At 72.7% G+C, this 20,136-nt stretch carries 11 protein-coding genes; 3 read left to right on the forward strand and 8 right to left on the reverse strand.

The window, feature by feature from the left end:
- Positions 1–35: 35 nt before the first annotated feature.
- The 6 genes from IEZ13_RS26705 to IEZ13_RS26730 all read right to left on the reverse strand — a co-directional run bounded on the left by IEZ13_RS26705 (position 36) and on the right by IEZ13_RS26730 (position 12,723).
- Entirely contained in the window at positions 36–3,200 is a 3,165-nt protein-coding gene (locus IEZ13_RS26705) for a LamG-like jellyroll fold domain-containing protein (RefSeq protein ID WP_183223910.1), read from the reverse strand.
- Positions 3,201–3,326: 126 nt separating this feature from the next.
- Positions 3,327–5,270: an Hsp70 family protein gene (locus IEZ13_RS26710; protein ID WP_183223912.1), complete on the reverse strand. Its 1,944-nt coding sequence runs from the start codon at positions 5,268–5,270 to the stop codon at positions 3,327–3,329.
- A gap of 259 nt (positions 5,271–5,529) precedes the next feature.
- Positions 5,530–6,549 (reverse strand): glycoside hydrolase family 5 protein, encoded by a 1,020-nt coding sequence (locus IEZ13_RS26715; RefSeq protein ID WP_229795061.1) that lies wholly within the window; start codon positions 6,547–6,549, stop codon positions 5,530–5,532.
- A 12-nt stretch (positions 6,550–6,561) separates the two neighbouring features.
- Positions 6,562–7,422, reverse strand: coding sequence for a glycoside hydrolase family protein (locus IEZ13_RS26720; RefSeq protein ID WP_229795064.1), 861 nt, complete (start codon positions 7,420–7,422; stop codon positions 6,562–6,564).
- 109 nt (positions 7,423–7,531) lie between these two features.
- Positions 7,532–8,860 (reverse strand): M1 family metallopeptidase, encoded by a 1,329-nt coding sequence (locus IEZ13_RS26725; protein ID WP_183223914.1) that lies wholly within the window; start codon positions 8,858–8,860, stop codon positions 7,532–7,534.
- A complete protein-coding gene (locus tag IEZ13_RS26730; RefSeq protein ID WP_183223916.1) occupies positions 8,857–12,723 on the reverse strand; it encodes a Pls/PosA family non-ribosomal peptide synthetase in 3,867 nt (1,288 codons plus the stop codon). The genes IEZ13_RS26725 and IEZ13_RS26730 overlap by 4 nt, the downstream gene beginning before the upstream one ends.
- A gap of 322 nt (positions 12,724–13,045) precedes the next feature.
- On the opposite strand from IEZ13_RS26730, the gene IEZ13_RS26735 reads away from it, so the two are divergent.
- Entirely contained in the window at positions 13,046–14,701 is a 1,656-nt protein-coding gene (locus tag IEZ13_RS26735; RefSeq protein WP_183223918.1) for a serine/threonine-protein kinase, read from the forward strand.
- A gap of 9 nt (positions 14,702–14,710) precedes the next feature.
- Positions 14,711–15,517 carry a hypothetical protein gene (locus IEZ13_RS46815; RefSeq protein ID WP_229795066.1) on the forward strand — a complete coding sequence of 269 codons (807 nt, stop codon included), beginning with the start codon at positions 14,711–14,713 and terminating at the stop codon, positions 15,515–15,517.
- On the opposite strand, the gene IEZ13_RS26745 is transcribed toward IEZ13_RS46815, so the two are convergent.
- Positions 15,470–16,678 (reverse strand): MFS transporter, encoded by a 1,209-nt coding sequence (locus IEZ13_RS26745; protein ID WP_183223921.1) that lies wholly within the window; start codon positions 16,676–16,678, stop codon positions 15,470–15,472. The genes IEZ13_RS46815 and IEZ13_RS26745 overlap by 48 nt on opposite strands.
- 92 nt (positions 16,679–16,770) lie before the next feature.
- On the opposite strand from IEZ13_RS26745, the gene IEZ13_RS26750 reads away from it, so the two are divergent.
- Positions 16,771–18,144, forward strand: a complete 1,374-nt coding sequence (locus IEZ13_RS26750; RefSeq protein WP_183223923.1) for an aminotransferase-like domain-containing protein — start codon at positions 16,771–16,773, stop codon at positions 18,142–18,144.
- Positions 18,145–18,430: 286 nt separating this feature from the next.
- On the opposite strand, the gene IEZ13_RS26755 is transcribed toward IEZ13_RS26750, so the two are convergent.
- A complete protein-coding gene (locus IEZ13_RS26755) occupies positions 18,431–20,125 on the reverse strand; it encodes an AMP-binding protein (RefSeq protein WP_183223925.1) in 1,695 nt (564 codons plus the stop codon).
- Positions 20,126–20,136 lie beyond the last annotated feature (11 nt).

The following is a 20,136-nucleotide window of genomic DNA, read 5'->3' on the forward strand; positions in this document are numbered from 1 at the left end:
CGGGTCAGCCGACCCGGCCATCCTCACCCGAGCGGTCAGGCGGCCTCGGCCGTGTAGAGGGCGGACACCTCCTCGTCGGTCAGGCTGCGGTCGTAGGCGTGCACCCGGTCGATCGAGCCGGACCAGAAGTCGGTGCGGTTGCCCGCGTACTTCGCCCGGCCCACCGACAGCGGGCCGGTGCTCACCACGTCCGGGCCGGCCGGGACCGTGGCGGCTCGCCGGCCGTCGACGTAGAGGCGGATCTCGCCGGTGGTGTGGTCGCGGACGCCGGTCAGGTGGTACCAGCGGTTCAGTTCGGGCGTGGTGACCAGCCGGGCCCGGTTGCCGCCGGGGGTGCTGAACGCGAAGGCACCCTGCCCGTACTGGAGGTAGAAGGGGTTCTCGGTGCGGCGGCCGTCCTGGCTGAGCGCGGTGGCGTAGTTGCCGGGCAGCTCGTCGAGGGTCACCCAGGCCGCGACCGTGTAGTCCTTCGTGGTGTCGAGCACCGGCGCCACCGTGTCGGCGTGGTCGCCGTCACCGTCGAACCGCAGCGCCGTGCCGCTCACGCCGGGAGCCCACGCGGTGTCGCCGGTCAGGGTGAGGTGACTGTCGCCGCCGCTGTCGCGGGCGGTCGTGCCGCTGCCCTCGTCCAGGTCCCAGGCGCCGTGCCCGGGGTAGGTGCGGGCCTGACCGGACGCCGCCCCGGCCGCGATCACTTTCGCGTTCACCGCCCGTACCGCCGCGGGGTTGACCTTGATCTCTCGCCGGTCGTAGGTCCAGAGGCCGTTGAGCTCGGTCTCCAGATCGGTGATCTGGGTGTAGACCGACCCGGACAGCTCCGCGCCGGCCGCCTCCAGGTAGAAGCGCTCGGTGTTGTCGACGTACTTCGCGGTGAGCGCGGCCTTGTCGGCGACGCCGCTGTAGATGACGGCGGGCGTGCCCGGCCACATGTGCCCGGGGGTACGCAGGGTGAAGCCACCGTGTTCACCGTCCATCGCGATGCGGGTGGCGTCCGGGTAGGGCGGATCATTGTTGACGTAGTCGTGATGGTCGATCACGTCGCCCTTGCCGGAGTCACCCTTGGACGCGCAACAGTTGACGCCACTGTGCGCATTGACGATGCGGGACGGGTCGTCAATCTTGACGGCGGTGGCGATCTGTCCCGTCGTCGTACGGTCCCATTCGCCCCAGCCCTCGTTGAAGACGATCCACCCGATGATCGACGGGAAATTGTGCAACTGGCGCATCATCTCCCGGCCCTGACTCAGGAACGTCTCCTGACCGGCCGTGCTGTTGATGTCGGCGGAGACGAAGTCCTGCCAGACGAGCAGGCCGAGTTCGTCGGCGTGCCGGTACCAGCGGGCCGACTCGACCTTGATGTGCTTGCGGACCGCGTTGAAGCCGAGCTTCTTCGTCTCCTCCAGGTCGAAGCGCAGGGCCGCGTCGCTGGGCTGGGTGTACAGGCCGTCCGGCCAGAAGCCCTGGTCGAGGGTGGCGAGCGAGAAGATCGGCTTGCCGTTCAGCACCAGCTTCGGGAATCCACCGACATTCTGTACGGCGACTTCACGGAGGCCGAAGTAGCCGCGGACGGCGTCGCTGCCGAGCCGCACGTCGAGGTCGTAGAGGTAGGGGTCGTCCGGGCTCCACAGACGCGGCTCATCGATCTTCAGGCGGACGTCGGTGTTGGTCTTCGCCACGGCCCTACCCGCAATCCTGCCCTTCCTGTCCCGGGCCACGATGACCGCCGTCGCGCCGACCGCGGACTCGACCCGGACGACGACCGACCCGGTCGCGACGTCGGGGGTGACGACGAGGCCGTCGACGGCGGCCGGCGCGACCGGCTCCATCCAGACCGTCTGCCAGATGCCGGACGACGGCTCGTAGACGATGCCGCCCGGGTTCAGCGACTGCTTGCCCTTCGGCTGGTTCGGCCCGGTCACGTCGGTGACCGCGACGATGATCTCCTGCGGCCCGTGCCTACGGAGCGCGCCGGTGATGTCGGCGGTGAAGGCCGTGTAGCCGCCGGTGTGCGTGGTGACCAGCGTGCCGTTGACCCACACCTTCGCCTCGTAGTCGACGGCGCCGAAGTTCAGCTTGATGCGTTTGCCGGTCCAGCCGCGGGGAACGGTGACGAGCTTGCGGTAGAACATGTGGTCCTCGCGCCGTTCGATGCCGGACAGCAGCGACTCGACCGGGTAGGGCACGACGATCCGCTCGCCCAGGGTCCTACCGAAGACCGGCTGCTCCCCGGCCTGGGCGCCGGCGAACTCCCACGGCCCGTTCAGGTTGATCCAGTCCTTGCGGATCAACTGGGGACGCGGGTATTCGGGCAGGGGATGACGCTCGTCGACCCGGTCGCCCCACGGCGTGGTGAGCCGGTGCGTGGACGTGTTGACCGCCGAGCGGATGACCTGCGGAACCGTCTCGCCGCCGACGATCAGCCCGCCGTTGCCGTCGTAGTTGACCCGGACCCGCTGGTTCTTCTGAATCTTCTCGGCCAGGGTGACGACCGCCTTGTCACCGCTCTTACGGACGCTCCGGATCGGGAAAGCCGTGGTGTCCACTTCGACCCTGAGGTGCTCGGCCGGCGTGCCGAGGTCGTCGACGGCCGCGTCGAAGTCGGCGATCAGGGTCCGGCCGTCCGGCTGGACGGTGAACGCGACCGGGAAGATCTGGAAGCCGTCCGGCGGCGTGAAAGCGCTCTCCGGAACGATCTGCCTGTCGAGCCCGGCGCCCGACCAGCGCAGGAACAGGTTCGCGCCGCCGACGTCCTGGAACATCTCGATGCGGACGTCGTGCGCCTCCCCCGCCACCAGCGGCACCGGGGCGCTGACCTGCTCACGGTCCCAGTCACCGACCCAGTGGTCGATTACCGGCCGCCCGTCGATCAGGAACCGGAACCCGTTGTCGCCGATCATGGAGAACGTGTAGTCGCCGGTGGCCGGCGCGGTGATCTTCCCGGTCCAGCGGGCGGTGGTGTGCTCGGTGCGCCCGGTCAGCGACTCGAACGTGCCGGCCAGACCGGGCAGATCGATGTTCGCGTCGAGCACGATCCCGCCGAGTTCGGCGAAGTCCCGGGCGCCCGGCGCGGACATCCGGAAGTACTCACCCTTGAGACCGTGCACCGGCGGCGCCGCGGAGGCGGGCGCGGCGGGCACGCCGAGGACGGAGAGAACCAGCAGGACGGCGAGGAGCAGGGTTCTCCCGGGTGATCGGGGCATCGATTGTTTCCCTTCGATCGACGGCACTGCAAACACACTGAACTATTTGCATATGTGAAGTCAACAGAAGGCAACAGCTTCGGACATGTTCGCGCGAAGTCCGCCGTCCCTCGCGCGGGCGGCTCGTCAGTCGCGCTGGATGGGGATGCAGTTCCCGGTGTGGTAGCTGCCGTCGGCGGCGCGGGCCAGCCCGTGTCCGCTCTTGGCGATGCGGGCGCACACCTTCGGGGCGTCGCCGACGGCCTCGAAGTCGGCGTCGCTGGTCCTGCGCACCGAGGGCTGCCGGTCCTCGAAGTAGTAGTCGCCGTGCGCGGTCGCCTGGCTGCCCATCGTCGTCTCGTCGGGACTCTGCCCGTCGCCGCCGTATACGTGCAGGTGGAACCCCTTCACGGTGTCCGGGGTCTCGCCGTTCCAGTCCGCCTCGTACCAGATGGTGAACTTGCCGTCCCGGACGGTGGCGCGGGAGAGGCAGACCCAGCGCGGGCTCTGCTTCATCTGATCGGTGCACGCCTCGTCGGCCGGCACCGGGGCGGCGGCCGCGCTCGCCGGGACGCTCGCGCTCGGCGAGGCGGCCGTCCCCGCGGCCGGGGTGTGCTGCGGGCTGTGCATGCCGGCCTCGGTCGCCGGGCTCTTCTTCTCCGCGGTGCCGCCGAACCGGTCCACGGCCCAGACGGCGCCGGTGACGCCGGCCAGCAACGCCACCACGGCGCCGGCCACGAGAGCGGGAAGTCGGCGCGACGAGGCGGCCGGAGCGGGCGCACCGGCGGGCGTCACGACCGGAGCGGACGACCCGGCGGGCGTCACGACCGGAGCGGACGACCCGGCGGCCGTCGCGACGGCCTCGGTCGGCCCGGCCGGTGCTCCGGCGGGTGCGGACCGCTGCGTCGGAACCGCCTCGGGAAGGACCGTCCAGGTGCCGTCGGGCCAGGGCTGGCCGACGGCCTCCGCGGCGCCGGTCGCCCACGGGTCGACGGCCTCAGGCAGCACCAGCGCCGTCTGGGCCTCGGCGATCGAGGCGCCGGCATGCCAGGCGGCGCCGAGCGCCACCGCGTGCTTGGGGTGGGCGTCGACCGCCACCGGCCGGCCGAACGCTGCGCCCACCATTTGCGCGACCAGCGGAATCCGCGACGAGCCGCCGACCAGCAGCACCGAGTGCAGGTCCGCCGGCTCGATTCCGGCCGATTTGACGGCCCGGCGCAGCGCCTCGATCGGGCCACCCAGCACCGGGCGGACCATCGCCTCCAACTCGTCGCGAGTGAGCCGGACCTCGGTGGTGAGAGCCGGCAGCAGCACCGGGATCGTCACGTCGGTGTCAACCGACAGCGCCTCCTTGGCCTGCACGCACTCCTCGCGGAGGCGGGCGACCGCGCCGGTCACCGCCGGATCTCGTTCGTCGAGGTCGTCCAGCGCACCGTCGAGGGCCCCGGCCACGTGGGCGAAGATGGCGGCGTCGAAGTCGACGCCACCGAGCCGCTCGATCCCCTCCGGCTTGCCGAGGAGCTCGAACCCGTCCGGGGTCTTACGCAGCACCGCCGCGTCGAAGGTGCCGCCGCCGAGGTCGTAGACGGCAACCGTCGCGTCCGGCTCCAGCCGCTGCTGCCGGGCGTAGAAGACCGCCGCGGCGTGTGGCTCGGTGATCAACTGGACCGGCTGCTCGATGCCGGCCAGCCGGATCACCTGATACAACAGATCGATCTTGTACGGTCCCCAGTTGGCGGGATGCGAGACGCAGATCGCGTTCGGCTCACCACCCTCGCGGGAGGACACCTCGTCGATCACGGCCCGCAGCATCCGGGCCATCAGCGACTCGGCCGAGTACGGCGCCCCGCCGAGCAGGATCGGCGTGGGGTCGCCGAGGCGCCGCTTGAACTCGCGGGCGACCCGGTGCGGCTCGGTCAGCCCACGACGGCCGGCGATCTCGCCGGTCAGGACGGTCTCGTCAGCGCGCAGCAGCACCACCGTGGGCACGGCCGCCGACCGGCTGCCCAGCGAGACGATCTCGGCGTGGCCGGAGCGCCAGACGGCCGCGGCCGTGTAGGTGGTTCCCAGATCGATACCGAGCGCATACATCCCGATTACTCCGGATCCGGTCGAGGGCGTGACCTGCCTCCCCCGGGCCGGGGGGCCACCAGAATAGGGTCACGCGGACGGCCGGGCCGCCCGGGAGATCTCCGGCGTGCCGGGCTTCACACCACCGGGCCAACCGCCGGGGAGGACCGCGGTCGCGGCCCCGGCACGCGGCTCCACCCGTGCCGTGGATGTCTCGACATGGACCGGCCCCCTGCCTCAGCCGCGCGTGCCGCGGCAGGGGGCCGGTCCGTTCCGAGCGTCAGAGGCCCCAGCCGTACCGGATGCGGTCGCGCCCGGAGGCGTTCCGGACGGCCAGATTCAGGTTGGTGCCGCTGCCACTGAAGGCGAACATCGAGTAGTAGTCGAATCCCGAGGTGCCGGTGGGCTTGCCGCCCAGGGCCGGCCAGTAGGTGCCACCCATCTGGTTGTCCCGCATCACCTGGGTGACGGCGCGGATGTGGCGTACGAAATTGTCGGTGCTGTTCGCGTCGCCGTAGTTGAGCCCGGTCGACATCGGGGCGCCGAACTCGGTCACCACGGCGCGGGAGGCGCAGTTGCCCAGCCGGGTCTGGATGTGGCTGCGGAAGGCGTCGTAGGTCATCGCGCTGTAGAAGAACGCGTAGTGGTGGAACGAGAGCAGCGTGCCGCTGAACCGGCTGTCGTTGCACACGTCCCGCAGGTCCTGGCTGTACCCGGTGCCGCCGATCAGCGTCCGGGCCGGCACCGCCGAGTAGTGGTAGCTCATCCAGGTCGCCGCCACGTTGCGCCACTCCGCCGAGGTGTAGCCGTGCGGCTCGTTCATCGGCTCGAAGTACACGTTGGTGTTCGCGCCGTACTGGTAGGTCACCTTCGACCACATGGTGTTCCAGGCGGCGATGTTGGTGATCCGGCCACCGGAGGCGGCGCCGTCCTCCCAGTAGGCGAGGATCACCTTGAACCCGCGGGCGGTGGCGGCGTCGATGGCGCCCCGGTAGTTCTCCCACCACGTGGTGCCGACGGTGTGCGTGTTGATCGGCAGCCGGACCGTGTTGACGCCGATCGCGGCCATGTCGTCGTACAGGGCGTTGGCCTTGGCCCGGACCGTCGCGTTGCTGTCCGACGAGCTGAGGCCCTGCACGACCAGCGGGCCGGTGCTGAAGTTGTCGCCCAGCACCGCCCAGTTCATGCCGCGGAATTGGTTGGTGGCGGCGGCCGCCGGCGACGAGCCGGCGGCGACGGCGCCCAGCGCGGTCAGGGCGGTCACCAGGAGGGGGACGAGGAGCCGGCGCAACGGTGTCATGGGGGGGTCCAATCATCGAGGGATGGCGGTGCCGTGGCGGCAACCGGAGCAGCCGACCGCGCTCAGCCCGGTCCACGTGTTGAGGTCGGAGCTGGTCGCGGTCCAGATCCCGCCGTTGGTGTACTTGTCGATGTAGATGCGCCACCGGCCGTCGTCCAGCCGGACCAGGGACGGCCCCTCGTAACCCGAGGCCCACAGGGTGCCCTGGTTGATCCAGCCGCCGGTGAGCCGGTCGGTGCTGGTCCAGTGCTCGATGTACTTGGTGGTCTCGTTCTTGACGAAGGAGTGCCAGGTGCTGCCGGACTTCACCACGTACGCGTCGATGTGGTTGAAGCCGAGGCCCCACATCTGCTGCGGGCCGCTCCACGAGGTGAGGTCGCTGTTCTGCGCCGTGTAGACGTACGGCCGGAAGCAGTTGGAGCAGGTCGTCTGGGCCACGTTGGTGATGATGTTGACCGTGGAGCCCTCGATGTAGAACTCCGGCGCCCAGGTGAACCGGGTGCTGCTGATCCCGGACGGGACCGTGGCGATGTTGGTCCAGTTCAGCAGGTCGCTGCTGCGGGCCACCGCGAAGTACGTCGAGTTCGTCGTCCAGGACTGCCAGGTGTAGGCGATGAACCAGGTGCTGCCCCGCTTGATGATGCTCGGGTCGCGCAGCACCCCGGTCGGGCCCCGGAAGTTGGTGTCGTACAGGACGTTGTAGGTGGTGCCGCCGTTGGTGGACTGGTAGATCCACAGCTCCTGGTCGGCCGCGCCGTCGCCCTTGAAGGTGGCGTAGATCAGCGTCGTGGCCGCGCTGGCGGGCTGGGGCAGGGCCAGGCCGCCGAGGACGAGGGCGACCAGGCCGGTCACCGCCATCAGAATGCGTTTCATCCTTGCTCCCTTCGTGGGACCGCCCCTGAAATATGTTCAGTCGGGTAGGCAGGTGTCCACGAAGCGAGCAAGGGCACTCAGAACCGTTCACAAGCGAACAGGAACGGGTTCAGAGCAGGCGCGGGGGCGGCGGCAGCACCGGGCGGTCCAGCCACGCGGTGAACAGGTCGTCCAGCGGCGCGGTCGTGAAGCGGGCGGCGTGCGCCCGGAACTGCGCGGTCGTCACGGTCCGGTGCCGGTGCTCGGCCACCCAGGAGCGCAGCAGCGCGAAGAACGCCTGCTCGCCGACCCGCACCCGCAGCGCGTGCAGGGTCAGCGCGCCGCGCTTGTAGACGCGCGGGTCGAACATCTTGTCCACGCCCGGGTCGCCGACGACGACGGTCGCCGGCTGCGCCGCCGCCCAGGCGTGCCATCGGGCCGCGTGCACATGTTCCGGCACGCCGCCGGAGACCTCGGACCACAACCATTCGGCGTACGTGGCGAAGCCCTCGTTGAGCCAGATGTGCCGCCAGTCGGCGACCGTCAGGCTGTTGCCGAACCACTGATGGGCCAGCTCGTGCACGACCAGCCGCTCGTGGGTGCGCCGCCCGTCGACGTGGTTGCGCCCGAAGACGGCCATACCCTGTGCCTCGACCGGGTCGTCCAGCTCGTCGTCGGTGACCACCACGACGTACTCGTGGAACGGGTACGGCCCGAACAGCCGCTCCAGGGCCGTCATGATCTCGCCGTGCCGGCCGAAGTCGTGCCGGAAGGCGTGCCGCACCCGGGGTGTGATCGCGGCCCGCTGGGTCACCCCACCGGCGGCCAGCTCCACCAGGTCGTAGCGGCCGATCTGGACGCTCATCAGGTACGGGGCGGTCGGCTCGTCGCGCTCGTACACCCAGGTGGTCGAACCGGCCCCGCGGCGCCGGGACACCAGGTCGCCGGTGACCAGCACGGTGTACGGCGAGGGCGCGGTGAACCGCACCAGGAAGGCGGCCTTGTCGTCGGGCCGGTCGTTGCACGGGAACCAGGACGGCGCCCCGTTCGGCTGGCTCGCCACGAGCACGCCGTCGGTCAGCTCGTCCCACCCGATGTCGCCCCACCGCCCGGAGACCGGCGCGGGCTTCCCGCCGTACCGGATCTCGGTCTTGAAGGTGACGCCGTAGCCGATCGGGCGCTCCGGTTTGATCCGGAGCTTGCCCCGCCGGTGGTCGAAGCTCGCCGGGCGGCCGTCGACGCGCACCCCCTGAACCCGCATCCCGGCCAGGTCCAGGCTGAACCGCGACAGCGGCTGGACCGCCCGCGCCGTGACGATGGCCTTCCCGGCCAGCCGGTTCGACACCACCCGGTAGTCGAGGTCGAGTTCGTAGTGCAGCACCCGGTAGCCGCCGTTGCCGTGCTCCGGCAGATAGGGATCGGGGGAACGGTCGGCGCCCGGCGAGGCCGGGGGGTTCATACCCAGGTCGCGATCGGGTTGCCGAGCCAGCGGGTGTCGGCGGGCACGGCGTCGCCGCGGGTGACCAGCGAGCCGGGGCCCACGGTGGTCCGGTCGCCGATGCTCGCGCCGGGCAGCACGATGCCGTGCGGGCCGAGGGTGGCGCCGGCGCCGAGAGTGACCTCATCCATGCTCATGATCCGATCATGGAACAGGTGGGTCTGCACCACGCACCCCCGGTTCACGGTCGCGCCGGCGCCGAGACGGACCAGGTCGTACTCCGGCAGCCACAGCGTCTCCAGCCACACCCCGCGGCCGATCCGCGCGCCGAGCGTCCGCAGCCACAGGTTCAGCAGCGGCGTCCCGGTGACGAACCGGAACAGCCAGGGCGCGCCGAGCACCTCGACGAACGTGTCGGCGAGTTCGTTACGCCAGACGAACGACGTCCACAGCGCCCGCTCGCCGGCCCGGAACCGGCCGACCAGCAGCCACTTCGCGGCCGACGCGGTGAGCGCCGCGACGATCGCGGCGGCGGACAGCACCGGCCCGGCGGCGAGCGCGGCCACCGGTCCGCCGGCGGTCCGCCAGATCAGCGTGAGCACGGCGAGCACCAGGACCGCCAGGGCGCCGGCGCAGATCACCGGGACGACCCGGCACAGTTCGATCGCGGCCCGGGCCAGCCGCAGGCGCAGCGGCGGGGCGAAGGTGCGGCCGGTGTCGGCCGCCTCGACGACGCGGCGCAGCGGCATCGGCGGGGCGCCCAGCCAGGACGAGCCCTTCTTCGCCCGGCGCGGCGCGGACGAGAGCACCCCGACCAGGCCGCGTTTGGGCACCGACCGGCCCGGCGCGGCCATCCCGGAGTTGCCGAGGAACGCCTGCTTGCCGATCCGGGCCGGGGCGACCCGCAGCCAGCCGTGGCTCAGCTCGTAGGTGGCCACCATCGTGTCGTCGGCCAGGAACGCGTGATCGTCGACGGTGGTCATGGCCGGGACCGCCAGCACCGTGGAGATCTCCGCGCCACGGCCCACCTTCGCCCCTAGCAGGCGCAGCCACACCGGGGTGAACATGCTGGAGTAGATCGGGAACAGTGCGACCCGGGCCATCCCCATCAGGCGCTCGGTGGTCCACACCTGCCAGGCGACGCGCCCGCGGACCGGGTGGAACCCCTCCCGCAGGCCGATGCTGAGCAGGCGGACCGCCACCAGGACGAGCAGGGCGTGGGCGACCAGGTAGGCGACCGGCGCGGCCGGGACGGCGAGCAGGGCGGGCCCGCCGGTGAACGCCCAGCCGACCAGGGCGATCGCGGGCAGCGCGGCCAGCACCGGGAGCAGGCCCAGCAGTTGCGCGGTGGCGCTGTAGGCGGCCACCCAGAACGGGCCGCCGAGCCGGGAGGGCTCCGGGCGGCGCTCCGGCCAGCCGGTCGTGTTCTTTCCGGCGACCGGTACGGCCGGGGAACCGGCCCAGTGTTGCCCGGCCGGCACCGTGCCGGTCACGGTGGAGCCGGCGCCGATCCGCGCGCCCTTGCCGACCCGCGCGCCGGGCATCAGGGTGCTCCGGGCGCCGACCCGGGCGCCGGCGCCGACGCGTACCGTGCCGATCCGGACGACGTCACCGTCGACCCAGTGGCCGGAGAGGTCGGCCTCCGGTTCGATCGCGGCGCCGCGGCCGAGTTTGAGCAGCCCGGTGACCGGCGGCGCGGAGTGCAGGTCGACGTCCCGGCCGAGCCGTGCGCCGAGCGCCTTCGCGTAGGTGATCATCCAGCCCGCCCCGGCCACCCCGGTCGCGCCGGTCAGCTCGGCGAAGCGTTCGGCCGCCCACAGTCTGAGGTGGACCTGTCCGCCGCGCGGGTAGGCGCCGGGGCCGACGCCGCGCAGCAGCAGCCGGGCGCCGGCCGCGGCCATGACGATCCGGCCCGGCGGGCTGAACAGCAGCGCCCAGGACGCCGCGATCCACCACCAGGAGACCGCCGGGACCAGCCCCAGGACCTTGCCGAGCGCGGCGACCACGGTGAGCCAGCGGAGCCCCACCATCGCCAGCATCGGCACCATGAGCAGGGCCTGGACGAAACCGGTCCGCCGGGGCGTGGGCCGCACCGCCCGGTGGACCGTCGTCTCCGCGCCGAGGCCGTCGAGCACGCTCGCCATCTCGGACAGTCGCGGGTTCTGGTAGACGTCGGCCACCGACACCCGCGGGTGGTCCCGCCGGATCCAGGCGACCAGCTGTGCCGCGTTCAGGCTGCTGCCGCCACTGCTGAAGAAGTCGGCGGCGGGCTCGGCCGGGCGGACCCCGAGGATCTCCTCCCACCCGCCGGCGAGCCACTGTTCGGTCGCGGTCAGTTCCCCGGCCGTCTCCGCGCCGGCGGCCAGCGGCCAGGGCAGCGCCGCCCGGTCCACCTTGCCCGAGGTGCGGGTCGGCAGCCCGTCCACCACGGCCAGCAGCGGGACGAGCGCGGCCGGGAGCTGCTCGCGGATCCGCCGGTTGGCGGCCGCCAGGTCGAAGTCGTCGCCGTCGTGCGGCACCAGGTAGCCGACCAGGAGCTGGTTGCCGCCGGCGGTTCGCTGCACGGCGGCGGCCGCGCCGGCCACCCCGGACAGTGCCTGGAGTGCGGCGTCCACCTCGCCCAGCTCGATCCGGCGGCCGCCGAGTTTCACCTGCTCGTCGCCGCGGCCCAGGAACAGCAGGCCCTCCGGCTCGGCGCGGACGATGTCGCCGCTACGGTAGGCGCGATCCCAGTCCAGGGCGGGCAGCGGCGCGAACTTCTCGGCGTCCTTGGCGGCGTCGAGATAGCGGGCCAGGCCGACGCCGCCGATCACCAGCTCGCCGGTCTGCCCCATGGTGACCGGCTCACCGGACGCATCGACGACGGCCAGCTCCCAGCCGGCCAGCGGCAGCCCGATCCGCACCGGGCCCTCGCCGGTCATCCGGGCCGCGCAGGCCACCACGGTCGCCTCGGTCGGGCCGTACGTGTTCCACAGCTCGCGGCCCCCGACGGCCAGCCGCTCGGCCAGCTCCGGCGGGCACGCCTCACCACCGAAGATCAGCAGCCGGACGTCCTCGAGCGCCTCGGCGGGCCACAGCGCGGCGAGCGTCGGCACCGTGGACACCACCGTGATGCGCTGCCCGGCCAGCCACGGGCCCAGGTCGACGCCGCTGCGCACCAGCGACCGCGCGGCCGGCACCAGGCAGGCGCCGTGCCGCCAGGCGAGCCACATCTCCTCACAGGACGCGTCGAAGGCCACCGACAGGCCGGCCAGGACGCGGTCGCCCGGCCCGAGCGGCGCGACGCCGTCGCCGGTGAGGAACAGTTGCGCCTCGGCGTCCACGAACGCGGCGGCGGCGCCGTGCGGGACCGCCACCCCCTTCGGGGTGCCGGTGGATCCCGAGGTGAAGATGATCCAGGCGTCGTCGATCGGGCCCGGGCGCCCGGGCCGCCCCTGCGGGGTACGCCGCAGCGACACGTCCAGGCCGTCGCCCAGGACGGCGCAGACGCCCGCCTCGGCGAAGACGAGCTCGGCGCGCTCCTCCGGGTCGTCGGCGTCCACCGGCACGTACGCGGCACCGGCCGCCAGCACGCCGAGGATGGCCAGGTACAGCTCCGCCGTACCGGAGGAGATGCGGACGCCGACCCGGTCGCCGACGCCGATCCCGTGGCCGCTCAGCGTGGCGCGCAGCGCCTCCACCTCGGCGGACAGCCGCCGGTAGGTCAGCGTGCCGGCATCGGTGTCGATCGCGGGGGAATCGGCGTGAGCCGCGATCGTCGCGTCGAGGATGTCGACCAGCGTGCGCCGGACCGGGGTGGACCGGGAGCGGAACACCGCCGGGGCCTCCGGCTCCAGGGCGAACTCGGGAAGCTCGATCAGTCGCAGGTCGGTCGTCGCGGTCACCGGGCGCACTTCCTCTCCGCCTCGGAACCGTCCGCGGCAGCCTTCGAAACTACGAGACGGGAACGGAGAACGACGCTGGAATGACGTATACGTGTCTACTGACACACCGCGATGACCACATTACGCACCGATTTCTGGCACTTGCGGCGAGTAGATAGCGTCGGCCTGGTCAGCACACGTTCGAGTCCTGAACGCATTCGAGGTCGCCGATCCGGCCGGGGAAATCACCCGATGCGCTGATCCCCCGGGTGGCTGTTCCGCGACCAGAATGATCGGCGCGGCGGAGGGGGCCTCCGCCCCTTGGATGGTGGAGTAGGTCGACATGAGCAGCTGGCAGTTGTCCGGCTACACGACCGTTCGTCAGCTCGGCGCCGGCGCGTCGGGCACCGTCGTGCTCGCCACCCACGACGAGACCGGTACCCCGGTCGCCATCAAGTACCTGGTGCACGTGCTCGGCGACGACGCCGCCTTCCGGGCCGCGTTCCGCCGGGAGGCGCGGCTGCTCGGCGAGATCGACGACCCGCACGTCTCCCGCCTCTACGAGTACGTGGAGACCGCCGACGGCGCGGCGATCGTGATGGAGCTGGTCAACGGGGTGTCACTGCGGCAGATGCTGCGGGAGAACGGCCCGACCACCCCCGAGTCGGCGCTGGTGGTGCTGAAGGGCTCCCTCGCCGGGCTGGCCGCGGCGCACGGCCACGGCGTCGTGCACCGGGACTACAAACCGGAGAACGTGCTGGTCACCGGCGACGGGCTGAGCAAGCTCGCCGACTTCGGCATCGCCACGCAGGCAGGTCAGGGCACCGGCACCGTCGTCACCGGCACGCCCCGCTACATGGCCCCCGAGCAGTGGACCGGCGCCCCGGCGACACCCGCCTGCGACATCTACGCCGCCACCGCCACCTTCTACGAGTGCCTCACCGGCCGGCCGCCGTACGACGGGGCGAACCTGTTCGCCCTGCACGACCAGCACGCCAACGCGCCCATCCCGACCGATCCGGCCCCGGCGCCGGTGCACGACCTGCTCCGGCACGGCCTGGCCAAGCAGCCCGCCGACCGGCCGCCACACGCCCTCGCCTTCCTTGACATCCTGGAGCGGGTGGCCGGTGCGGCGTACGGGCCGGACTGGGAGGACCGCGGGCTGCGCGAGCTGGCCCGCCGGGCCGCCCTGCTCGCCATGCTGTGGCCGTTCCCCGACCGCGCCGAGAACGCCACCAGCCTCGCCTCCACGACCGTCGGCGCCGGCACCGCCACCGGCCGCCGCAGCCGCAAGGTGACCGTGTTCGCCGCGGCCGCCGTCGTCGCGACCCTGGTGATCGGCGGGGCGGGATACCGCTTCGCCGCCGCCGACGACGTCTCCCCAATCATCGCGGCGGGTGAGGCCGGCAGCCCCACCGCCGCCGCCCCGGCGCCCGCCGGGCCGTCCAGCGTGATCCCCCCGGCCGCGTCGGCGACACCCACGGTCACGCCGGCCACGGAGAGCCCGGAGACGCCGGACGCCACGACCGGCCCGACCGCGACGACGGCCCCGGTCACCCGGTCACCGTCCACGCCGGCCACCACCACGACCACCCCCTCGGCCGCGCCGAGCCCGTCGGTCAGCACCTCCCCCACGCCGCCGCCCGACACCGTTGCACCCACGGTCGGCGCGGTCCGGGCGAGCCCGACCAGGCTGGAGTCGGAGAAGTGCACCTACGGCAACCGCTCGAGCACCGTCACGACCACCGTCACCGACGACGTGAGCGGGGCGGCCGAGCTGAAGGTGACCTTCCGCTACACCCTGAACGGCGCCACCTCGACCGTCGCGATGAGCTCGGCGGGCCGTAACCTCTTCCGGGGGACGCTCACCTCGCTGCCGATGCCCAAGGTGGCCACCCGGATCCCGATCTCCGTCGTCGCCGTCGACGCCGCCGGCAACTCGGGCCGGTCGGCGTCACCGGTGTACGTGACCCTCGACAACATCTGCAGCCCCGGTTAGGAGTACGCCGTGCCGGAGGAACCCTTCGACCAGCGGGCGATGCCGGAGCCCGCCGATCCGTGGCGGACCATCGGCCGCCCCGGCACTCCCGACGAGCGCACCGCCTATATCGGTTCATCAGACGAGCGCACCGCCTATGTCGGTTCTCCTGACGAGCGCACCGCCCGCTTCGCCGACCCGGACGCGACCGTCTCCATCGGCTCGCCCGACCAGACCGTGCACCTGTCCGGGCCGCCGCTCGCCCCTACCGTCCACGCGGGCCCTCCGCCCGCGCCGACCGTCCACGCCGGCGGTGAGTCCGAGCCGACCATCCGCACCCACAGCGAGATGCGCTTCGGGCCCGGCGTGCCGGCGACCCCGGTGGCCACCCCCGCCTGGCCGGCCGCCGCCCCGGCCACCCGCCCGCGCCCGCTGCTGCGCCGGCTGGTGTCGCTGGTCTCCGGCCTGCTGACCCTCGCGCTGGTCGTGGTGGTCGGCCTCTACCTGTGGCAGCGGCTGCGCCCGCTCGAGGTGGAGGGCGCCACGGTGGCCGTGCCCCGGCCCGCCGGAAACCGCTGCGACGTCGCCGTCGACGTGGTCGCCACCGTGCGCACCAACGGCCGCGGCGGCACGATCCGCTACCAGTGGTTCCGCTCGGACGCGCCGCCGGGGCCGGTGCTCACCGAACGGGTGGGCCGCGGACAGGACATCGCCACCCTCACGCTCACCTGGACGTTCAGCGGCGTCGGCACGGCCACCGAGACCGCCACCGTCAACATCATCGAGCCGTCACCGGTGCAGGCCACGGCGCCGGTCGTCTACCGCTGCCGCCGCTGATCCCGGCCTGGCGGCCAGGTGCGCCACCGCCAGCAGCAGCCCGAGACAGAACACCGCGACCCACAGCGTGTCCGGCCCGAACCGGGTGACCACCAGCCCGCCGGCCGCCGGGCCGAGGAACATCGCGGCGGTCAACCCGAAATTGAAGACGCCCTGGTAGCGGCCGCGCGCCCCGGGTGGGGCGAGTTCCACGGCGAGGGCGGAGTTGGCCACCGTCATCAGCATCTCGCCGACGGTCCAGACGGCGACGGTCAGCGCGTACGCCCACAGCGTGTCGGCCAGGGTGACCAGCCCGAACCCGGCGCCGGCGAGCACCACCGAGGCGGCCAGCACGTGCTCGCGCCGCCGGTGATCGACCAGCCGGGGCAGGACGAGCTGCCCGGCCACGATCAGCACCATGTTGACCACGATGACCCGGCCGTAGGACGTCACGTCCAGGCCGTCGGCGACGATCGCGACCGGCAGCATCTTGTTGGTCTCGATCATCGTCCACCCGAGCATGGCGAGCCCCACGAAGGTCATGAACACCCGGTCCCGGACGACGACGCCGAGCCCACCCCGCCCGGTCGCCGCCGCCACCGCGGGGCGGGTCTCGGGCACCTTGACCGCCAGCAGCACGGTCGACGCCATCAGCACCGCGCCGTTCACCGCGAACAGCGACGCCGGGTCGGTCCGGACCAGCATCCCCGCAAGCAGCGCCGCCGCGCCCGAGCCGAGGTTGAACGCCCAGTAGTTCAGGTTCAGGGCCCGGCTCCGGTCCGCGACGGCGACGACGTCGATGATGGACGCGGTGAACGCGGGCCGGACGGCGCCCAGGCAAAACCCGATCAAAACCACTAAGACCGCGATCATCGTACGGTCGGAGGCGCGCCCGAGCGCAACCATGACGATCGCCGCCGGCGCCCCCGCGACGAGCATCGCCGGGCGCCGTCCCCAGCGGTCGGCCAGGATCCCGCCCGGCAGCGCACCCAGTGCGGTGCCGATGCCGCCCAGGCCGATGACCAGTCCGGCGTACCCGGCGTCGAAATCCCGCACGGTCAGCAGGTAGACCCCCAGGTAGAGCTGCCCCACCGCCCCGGTCCGGTTGATCAGGGAGGCGGTCCACAGGTACCAGAACGTCGCCGGCAGCCCGCCCGCGGTCCGTCGCCACCACCGGTTCACGCTCGGCTCCCTCGACTCTCAGCTACTCGGCGCCGGGGACGCTATGTCCCGCGCCGAGCCGGGTCCTGGTCCACCTGTGGCAAAGTGGACCAGTGCCTGAGGTTCCCGAGTCCGGCTTCGCCGCTCTCCTGGGCGGCTGGCGGCAGGTGCCGGGCCCACTCGCCGGCGCGCTCGCCACCGCGGTCCGGTCCGCCGTCGTCGACGGGCGGATCCCGGTCGGCACCCGGCTGCCGTCGGAACGCGCCCTGGCCGCGGCGCTGCGGGTGAGCCGGGGCACGGTCGTGACCGCCCTGGCCACGCTGCGCGACGCGGGCTGGCTGCGGACCCGGCACGGCAGCGGCAGCGCCATCCGGCTGCCACCGTCGGTGACCGGCCGCACCGCCCCGTGGTCGGTGACCGAGGGCGACGGGCTGGATCTCACCCGCGCGGTGCCCGCCGCTCCGCACGCCGCCTATCTGGAGGCCTCCCGGCGGGCCGTGCAACGGTCGGCGACCCTGCTGGTGGACGCCGCCGAGCCGGACGCGGGCCTGCCGCGACTGCGGGAGCTGCTGGCCGACCGGTACTCGCGCGAGGGGCTGCCCACCCGGCCGGAGCAGATCCTGGTCACCTCCGGGGCACGGGCCGCCCTCACCCTGCTGGCCGACCACCTGGCCGATCCGGTGCGCCCGATCCTGGTGGAGAGCCCCACCTACCACGGGGCGCTCGGTGTCCTGCGGCGGCGCCACACCCGGTTCGCGGCGGTGCCGATGACGTCCGGCGGCTGGGACGCCGACCGTCTGGCCCGTACCGTGCGGGCAGCCCGGCCGGCACTGGCCTATGTGACACCGGACTTCCACAATCCGACCGGCGCGCTCATGCCGCCCGAGCTGCGGGCCGGGGTGGCCGATCTGGCCGCACGCCACGACATGACGGTGATCGTCGACGAGACGCTGCGCGACCTGGACCTGCGCGACCCGCCCGGCCCGATCCCGCACCTGGCCGGGCCCGGGGTGGTCACCATCGGATCCACCAGCAAGCTCGTCTGGGGCGGGCTGCGCGTCGGCTGGATCCGCGCCGCCGCGTCGCGCGTCCGGGAGCTCCGGCTGAACCCGTTGCAGGCCCGGCTGGCGCCGCCGCCGCTGGAACAGCTCATCGCCTGCGAGCTGCTCAGCGATCCGGGCGAGTTGCTGCGCGACCGCCGGGACCGGCTGCGCGCCCAGCGCGACCATCTGGCCGGCCTGCTCGACGGCGCCGGTGACTGGAGTTTCACGCTTCCGCCGGGCGGCCTGTGCCTGTGGCTGCGGCTGCACGGCGCCGACGCCCGGACGGTCGCCACCCGCGCCGCCGGCCTGGGCCTGCGACTATCACCCGGGCCGGTCTTCTCCGCCGACGGGACGCTCACGCGTCATCTGCGGATCCCCTTCACCGGCACCCCGGAGATCCTGACCCGGGCGGTCGGCCTGCTCGCCCGGGCCGTCAGCGGCTGAAGACCTTTCGTGGTCGAGGTCCACGTTCGCTCCTTCAGAGGTACGCGCGTGTCCTCGTCCCGCCTCTTCAGGACCGTCCCGTCCGGTCGACGCGTGCCTGCTGCCCGCTGCGGCCTGTGCCGCGCCCGCCGGACTGAGATCGGTGCCCGGGCAGGCCGGCCCAGGCGCGCACGGCGACGGTGTTGTGGTCGCCTACATGGCCTATCGCCGCGATGGCCGCCCACGTGGCGGCTTTCGTGTGCGTTCACCGCCGAAAGCCCGACCGACCGGACCTCACGATCCACGCTCAGTCCGGCACCTCGGCGCCGGCGATCCAGCGGCGCAGCACGTCCTTGCGGATCTTGCCGACGTGGCTGCGGGGCAGCGCGGCCGCCACCTCCAGCCGGGTCGGCCGGTACCAGCCGGTCATCCCCCGCCACGTCAGGTAGTCGCGCAGTTCGGTCAGGGTCGGCGGGACCCCGTGGGGAACCACCACCGCGCACGGCCGCTCGCCGCCGCGCTGGTCGACATACCCCACCACCGCGACCTCGCGCACCGCGGGATGCCGGGCCAGCTCCATCTCGACCTCCTGCACCGGGATCATGTGCGGGTGGCCGATCCGGTCGTCGACGCGCCCGGCGATGCGCATCGCCCCGCTCGTCTCGCGGGTGACGAGATCCCCGGTGGAGAACCAGCCGTCGTCGTGCTTCCAGGTCTCGCGCACGGTGAGCTGGTCGTGCCACACGCCCAGGCAGACGGACGGCCCACGGACCCGCATCGGGAAGATCTCGTCGGCCTCCCCGGTGGACACCAGATCGGTCTCCAGGCCGGTCACCGGGTACCCCACCTGGAGGTCGTCCGCCGCGGGTGGGGCGTCCGGGCGGGTGCGGATGCCCATGCCGGTCTCGGTCATCCCCCACACCCGGTGCATCGGCTTGCCGAACGCGGCCGACACCTCCTGCAACATGGCCGGTCGCATGGCGGCGCCGGTGGTGATGGCGGTCCGCAGCCGGCTGAGCGCGCGGGGCCGGCGGCGCTGGGCGGCCGCCAGCTCCTGCCAGTGCGGCGGCGCGGCGGACAGCTGGGTGACGCCCGCGCTGTCCGCCACGTCGAGCATGACCTCCGGGTCCCAGCGGTCCAGGAAGATCCCGGTGCCGCCGGAGAGGATGGGCCCCCACACCGCGAACAGCAGTGAGGTGGTGTCGTACGCCGCGAACGGTGTCGCGAACACCTCGTTCTCACCCCAGCCCCGCTCCTGCACGGCGGCATGGGCGCCGGTCCCGCAGCGGAACGTGTTGTGGCTGTGCAGGACCGCCTTCATCTCGCCGGTGCTGCCCGACGTGAAGACCACCATGGACGCCCGGTCCGGGTCGTCGAGGGTGAGCCGGTGCGGCGCGTCCGGCAGGTCGTGCCAGGTGTGCACGAAGAAGCCGGCGAAGTCGATCGCCCCGGTGGCGGCCGCGTCGCCGAGCACCACCCGGTGCCGCAGCCAGAGCAGCCGGGGGGCCACCTCGGCCAGCGCCTCGGCGTGCGGGAAGCCGTGCCACTGGTCGGGCACCACGCACACCGTCGCCTGGGTCATCCGCAGCACGCGTTCGAGTTCCCGTTGGCGGACCGACGGGGAGACCGGCACCGCGACCGCACCGGCACGCAGGCAGGCCAGCAGGAGGGCGATCGCCTCCCACGAGTTGGGCAGCTGGACCACCACCGGATCGCCGCGGCGGACCCCGAGGGCGAGCAGTGCCCGGGCGAAGCGGTCGACGTGCTGCACCAACTGGGCGTACCGCATGGTGACGGTACGGCCGGCGGCCGCCTGGTGCAGCAGGAAAGCCGGCCGGTCCGGGTAGCGCGCGGCCACCAGGTAGAGGTCGTGCAGGATGGTCTGCCGCCGCCACCAGCCCGCGGCATAGAACCGGTCGGCGACGTACGGCGGTGGCCGCAACGCCCGGGCCAGCGCGGCGAAATCGCTCTGTTCCTCGGCCAGGACCGTTGACGACGGCATCTCGATCTCCT

The organism is Actinoplanes campanulatus, from assembly GCF_014647795.1.
In the GTDB taxonomy this organism is placed as follows: Bacteria; Actinomycetota; Actinomycetes; order Mycobacteriales; family Micromonosporaceae; genus Actinoplanes; species Actinoplanes campanulatus.

Excerpts from the sequence above, each read along its gene's own strand:
- IEZ13_RS26705 (WP_183223910.1), bottom strand. The coding sequence starts at position 3,200 with ATGCCCCGATCACCCGGGAGAACCCTGCTCCTCGCCGTCCTGCTGGTT.
- IEZ13_RS26710 (WP_183223912.1), bottom strand. The coding sequence starts at position 5,270 with ATGTATGCGCTCGGTATCGATCTGGGAACCACCTACACGGCCGCGGCC.
- IEZ13_RS26715 (WP_229795061.1), bottom strand. The coding sequence starts at position 6,549 with ATGACACCGTTGCGCCGGCTCCTCGTCCCCCTCCTGGTGACCGCCCTG.
- IEZ13_RS26720 (WP_229795064.1), bottom strand. The coding sequence starts at position 7,422 with ATGAAACGCATTCTGATGGCGGTGACCGGCCTGGTCGCCCTCGTCCTC.
- IEZ13_RS26725 (WP_183223914.1), bottom strand. The coding sequence starts at position 8,860 with ATGAACCCCCCGGCCTCGCCGGGCGCCGACCGTTCCCCCGATCCCTAT.
- IEZ13_RS26735 (WP_183223918.1), top strand. The coding sequence starts at position 13,046 with ATGAGCAGCTGGCAGTTGTCCGGCTACACGACCGTTCGTCAGCTCGGC.
- IEZ13_RS26755 (WP_183223925.1), bottom strand. The coding sequence starts at position 20,125 with ATGCCGTCGTCAACGGTCCTGGCCGAGGAACAGAGCGATTTCGCCGCG.